Source organism: Pectinatus brassicae (genome assembly GCF_014201835.1).
Classification (GTDB): Bacteria; Bacillota; Negativicutes; order Selenomonadales; family Selenomonadaceae; genus Pectinatus; species Pectinatus brassicae.
This window is the reverse complement of the sequence record NZ_JACHFH010000062.1, coordinates 1-5,590: the sequence shown is the minus strand read 5'-3', so window position 1 is coordinate 5,590 and position 5,590 is coordinate 1. Positions and strand designations below refer to the sequence as shown.

The 5,590-nt window shown below is 36.6% G+C and carries 6 protein-coding genes; all 6 read left to right on the top strand.

Annotated features, from left to right (window positions below):
• Positions 1-73 precede the first annotated feature (73 nt).
• Positions 74-1,099, top strand: a complete 1,026-nt coding sequence (locus HNR32_RS13440; protein ID WP_221300633.1) for a nicotinate phosphoribosyltransferase — start codon at positions 74-76, stop codon at positions 1,097-1,099.
• 330 nt (positions 1,100-1,429) lie between these two features.
• Positions 1,430-3,340, top strand: coding sequence for a phosphate/phosphite/phosphonate ABC transporter substrate-binding protein (phnD, locus tag HNR32_RS13435; protein ID WP_183863523.1), 1,911 nt, complete (start codon positions 1,430-1,432; stop codon positions 3,338-3,340).
• A 153-nt stretch (positions 3,341-3,493) separates the two neighbouring features.
• On the top strand, positions 3,494-3,919 hold the full coding sequence (locus tag HNR32_RS13430) for a nitroreductase family protein (RefSeq protein WP_231038058.1): 426 nt from the start codon (positions 3,494-3,496) through the stop codon (positions 3,917-3,919).
• 27 nt (positions 3,920-3,946) lie between these two features.
• Positions 3,947-4,090, top strand: coding sequence for a nitroreductase family protein (locus tag HNR32_RS14290; protein ID WP_260162786.1), 144 nt, complete (start codon positions 3,947-3,949; stop codon positions 4,088-4,090).
• Between the two features lie 67 nt (positions 4,091-4,157).
• Positions 4,158-4,706, top strand: a complete 549-nt coding sequence (locus tag HNR32_RS13425; protein ID WP_183863522.1) for a glutathione peroxidase — start codon at positions 4,158-4,160, stop codon at positions 4,704-4,706.
• A gap of 247 nt (positions 4,707-4,953) precedes the next feature.
• On the top strand, positions 4,954-5,590 hold a 637-nt coding region (gene istA, locus HNR32_RS13420), incomplete at its 3' end, for an IS21 family transposase (protein WP_183863520.1).

Genomic DNA, 5,590 nt, shown 5'->3' with positions numbered 1-5,590 from the left:
CACTTTCCTTTTATCAATATGGTTAAATAGACTGTACTACATTGCAATAAAAGAAAATAGGGCTTATGTTGAATTGTTTAACACGTTATATATAGAAAAGGGATTTTATAGTGATATTTATTTTTTGCGGACGCAGGCAATTTTAGAACAAGCTGATATGGCACCTCATGTTACTGTACAAATTTTTCAACGTGATTACGCAATGCTTTGCGGTATAGATGAGGTCATTGCTCTGATCAAGAAATGTTCGCGTAATCCTAAAAAATTGAAAATTATGGCACTTCACGACGGCGATAAAGTGGCACCCTGGGAAACAGTGATGACGATAGAAGGCAATCTGGCTGATTTTATTCATTTGGAAACGGTATACCTGGGCATATTGGCCAGAAGAACAAAGATAGCCACGAATTGCAGCAGGGCAGTTGAAGCAGCCAATGGCAAACCGGTGCTGTTTTTCCCATCACGTTTTGATGAACACACTATTCAGGAGGGCGATGGTTATGCGGCTAAAGTGGGCGGTATGGACAATGTATCAACTCCGGCTAATGCTATGTGTTGGGGAGTAGAGGCGGCTGGAACGATACCGCATGCTCTGATAGCAGCATTTAACGGAGATACTTTAGCAGCGACAAGGGCTTTTGATGAATATATGGATCCCAAAATAAGCCGGATAGCATTAGTTGATTTTAATAATGACTGTGTCAATACCAGCTTGGCAATTGCACGGGAACTCGGTGATAAGCTTGAAGGTGTGCGGCTTGACACTTCGGATAAGATGGTCGATGTATCATTGATCGGGCAGATGGGGCATTTTAAACCTACAGGGGTAAATGAGCAGCTGGTGCGCAATGTCAGAGCGGCACTTGATAATGAAGGGTTTAATCATGTGAAGATTATTGTATCAGGCGGATTCAATCCTGACAGGATTCGTTTATTTGAACAAAACAAAGTTCCGGTTGATGTATATGCTGTGGGCAGCAATATTTTTGCCACTAATGTTGATTTTACTGCGGACGTGGTATTGCTTGACGGAAAACCGTGTGCTAAAACAGGGCGTCATTATTTACCTAATGAACGACTGGAAAATGTAGAAATGTAGGTTATGAATTATGGGATTTGGTGATATTCTCATTTTTATTTTATTGGGTGCAATGATTGTATATACATTTTGGGATGATATATTTGATCGTTGATAATTCTGGAATTTACCATACTATAGATAAAAAGCTGTTGCTGTGGTGACAGCTTTTTATCTATGCAGTGAATACATAAATTGTTTGCGTTATTAACCTGATAAGTAATATATTATGCTTGACTATAAAAAATAATAATGATATTATGAGAAAGTAATATCATTATTATAGGTAGAAAGAAAATTTCCATTATTTGGAAAAAATAAATTAATATTATTATAAGAGGATGAAATAAAATGAATTGTAAAGTATGGCAAACTATTTTTTATAGTATTGGTGTCATATTGACAGGTGTTATTTATGCCGCAGAACAAAACATATTTTTAGCATTAGCCTGTGGGATATTGGTAAATATAATTATTAGTGTCATATTAGTAAAGCGCGATAACTGCCGGGAGAAAAATCAACCGGTTGCTGAAGTGACAAAGACTCAGGAGGCAAATAATGACTTTGGTAAAGATGTTAATCTATTGAAAGTTGCTGAAGAATTAGGATTTACAGCGCAGCAGATTCGCTGGGGAGTATCGGAATATCAGGAGGTTTTGCACAGACTGCAAAAACTTTCTGAGGAAATAAATTTGCATAGCGGTACAAATGCAACTCAGACTGAGGAAGCCACAGCTTCAATTGAGGAAATAGCATCTTCAGCCAGTGATGTTTATAAGGCTTCCGAAAATAGTTTTACCCAGTGTGCAAAATCTTCAAAAATCGCCTTGGAGCATCATCAGCAAATTGAAAGTATGAGCACATCTATGTTGAATATAGTCAATACGGTGCATGATGCTATCAATCAATTAAATAATTTGAACGCGGCTTCTGATAAAATAAAGGATTTTGTTGGGAAAATTAGAAATATTGCCAGTCAGACTAGTCTTTTGGCACTTAATGCTACTATTGAGTCAGCCCGGGCTGGTGAAAATGGAAGGGGATTTGCTGTTGTCGCTAAAGAAGTAAGAAAACTGGCAATAGAAAGCGAAACAACTACGAAGGAAGTAGAAGATATAGTCCTGGATATCACCAAGAATATAACTGGTGTGACAACTACGATAGAAAAAGGCAGTAAAAAATTACAGAATATGGAAGTGCTTGCCAAGGAATCAGCGGAGGCAATCAATGGCATAGTAAATGATGTAAAGGACATAGAAACAAATGCGCATAATTTGTGCTCACTGTCGGATAGCCAGCGAAGCTCCACTGAACAAATTGCTAACGTTATAGAACAAATCAGCGGGTCAACTGTTAATATTGCAGCGAATACACAGACTTCATTAGATAGTGTAACTAAACAAGAAAAGAATGTTCAAGAACTTTTTGAATATACAAAGTCTATGCTGGCTATTGCTTCACAAGTGCAAAAAGTGGCCAGTCGTTATAAAAAACCGGATGAAATCATTTTTGGAGTCAATCCGTTCGTGTCACCTTTTGTCATTAAGGAAACATATTTGCCAATATTGGAAGAAGTTGCACACGATATCGGTTATAAGGCGAGAGTGATAATTGTTTCAAATTATGATGCACTGGGAAAGGCTATAATGGAAAATATTATTGATGTCGGCTGGTTTTCTCCGTTTGCGTATGTTTCTACTAAGCAAAATGCTGATGTGATACCTATGGTGACGCCTGTAGTAAATAAAGCTACATCTTATTTGGGATTCATAATCAGCAAAAAAGACAGTGGAATAAGATCAATGGATGATTTACAGGGGAAAAAGTTTGGGTTTGTTGATGAAAAATCAGCATCAGGTTATATTTATCCTAAGGCGTTATTGATTAAAAAAGGTAAGGATCCAGACAAATTTTTGGGCGAAATTCATTTTCTTGGCAGCCATAATAAGGTCATTGAAGCAGTGCAAAATGGTATAATAGATGCGGGAGCCACTTATTCAGAGGCACTGGATCTGGCTAAAAAAAATGGTACTTTGTCTGATGCAGATATCTATCAAGTGGCACAGACAGAACCCATTCCTAAGGATGTTATCGCTGCGTCGGCTGTATTAGATAAAACTTTGGTAAAAAAATTAACGGAAGCATTTACTAAACTGAATGAGGAGCAGACACGATGCAATAAGACACATATCAATGGATTCGTAAGGTCGGACGATAGTAAGTATGACATAGTAAGAGAGGCTGCTGCTTTAGTAAAATAAACGGCAGTTTCAAATAAATCAGAAATTATATATAGCATTTATGTAATAAAAGCTGCTCTGTGTGAGATGCAGGGCAGTTTTTATTCAACCTGATATTTATGAATATAAAACATAAAATTGATAAATTGGCATTGATATTTTAAGTTGATTGTAATGAGATGTTTTCAAGAAGCGGTGAGTAACCGCCGTACTAATTACGAACTGGGAAAAAATATTGATGTTCTGCCGTCGCAGATAGTGGCAGTAGTGGAAAAAATGACACGGGAAGTGCCATCGGCTTTTAATATGCAGTCAGCGCGAGTCATAGTAGCTATGGGGGATAAGCATGATACTATTTGGCAGGATACCAAAGATGCATTAAAAAAAGTTGTGCCTGCTGATAAATTTGCTCCTACAGAAAAAAAACTGGCTGGTTTTGCAGCGGCATATGGTACTATTTTATATTTTGATGAAACTGAAACGATCAAGGCAATGCAAAAGCAGTTTGCCCTTTATGCTGATAATTTTCCAATATGGGCGCAGCAGGCAAATGGTATGTTGCAGTTTGCCATCTGGACAGCGCTCACCAATATGGGATAGGGTGTTAATCTGCAACATTACAACCCCTTGATTGACGATAAAATAAAGGCAGACTTCAGTGTTCCGGACAGTTGGAAATTGATTGCTCAGATGCCTTTCGGACAGCCATTGCAGGCACCAGCACCAATTGAAAAAATGACTATAGGCAGTCGGGTAAGGATATATGCCTGAGCTGTATATATAGCAATAATTAATGGTAATAATTATTGGCAATAATCGAATATAGGAGGATGATAAAATGTCTATTTATGATTTTACAGTAAAAACAAATCACGGTGAACAAAAATCATTGGCTGATTATAAGGGTAAAGTGTTAATTATTGTTAATACCGCCAGTAAATGCGGATTTACACCACAGTATGAAGAACTGGAAAAAGTTTATCTAAAATATAAGGATAAGGGATTTGAAATATTAGCCTTCCCCAGTAATCAGTTTGCTCAGCAGGAACCGGGCAGCGCTAAGGAAATTGAACAATTTTGCAAGCTTAATTATGGCGTTACCTTTCCTATTTTTGAAAAGAATGATGTTCGCGGTGAAACGGCACAGCCATTATTTAAGTATCTGATTTCACAGCAGGCTTTTAAAGGTTTCGATCAAAATCATCCTAATGCCAAAGGACTGCAGAATGCAATTAATACAAAATTTCCTTCATTTATGGAAGGAGATTCAATAAAATGGAATTTTACTAAGTTCTTGGTTGATAAGCAGGGTAATGTCGTTGGACGTTATGAACCAACAACTACACCACTTCAAATGACGACGGCAATCGAAAAATTGTTAGGTTGATTTTAGCTTGTAAAATAATTATTATAAAAATAGAGGATAATTAAATAAAATATTGAATTATAAGAATATACCAAATAATACATATGATATATGTACGACTACAGAAAGGAAGGTGTAAATGATATTCTATAAGTGAGCCAATTAATACAAAAACGCTAGCGAAAAAGTGAGCCACTTGGTATTATATTCTCTATAATTAGATTAAAGAAATCTAATTATAGAGGGTGATTGTAAGGTGATTATCACTATGCAAGATTATGAAATAATCCGGCGTAAATTTTTAATTGAAAAGAAAAGTCAGCGTCAAATTGCTAAAGAAATGAATATTTCTCGTAATACTGTAGCTAAGTATTGCCAGGGTAATTGTTATCTCGGAATTCGTGCAGATTATCAACGCAATGCCAGCATTATGACACCGGATATCATCCAGTTTATTCAAAAATATTTACATGATGATGAATTAGAACCTAATAAAAAACAACATCATACTGCAAAGCGCATTTTTGATCGATTAGTTGATGAGATAGGTTTTTGTGGTGCTCAAAGCACTGTTAGAGGATTGGTTCATAAAATGCGCGGTAATTTAGCGGAAGCTTTTGTTCCTTTGGAATTTAATCCTGGAGATGCTCTGCAGATTGATTGGGGAGAATGTTATGTGTGGCTCGCTGATAAAAGAATAAAAGTAAATATATTTTGTGCACGTCTTTGTTACAGCTGTGCGCCATTTGTTATATGTTTTCGAAAACAAAATACACAATCTTTTATAGAGGGATTAATACAAGCCTTTGCTTTTTTTAATGGAGTTCCCCGGCGTGTTATTTTTGATAATGCCAGAGTTGCTGTTAAAAAAGGCACTGGCAAACATGCAATTTGTCAGGAAAGTT

Coding starts and splice junctions, on each gene's coding strand:
- phnD (WP_183863523.1), top strand. CDS start 1,430: ATGAATTGTAAAGTATGGCAAACTATTTTTTATAGTATTGGTGTCATA.
- HNR32_RS13430 (WP_231038058.1), top strand. CDS start 3,494: ATGAGATGTTTTCAAGAAGCGGTGAGTAACCGCCGTACTAATTACGAA.
- HNR32_RS13425 (WP_183863522.1), top strand. CDS start 4,158: ATGTCTATTTATGATTTTACAGTAAAAACAAATCACGGTGAACAAAAA.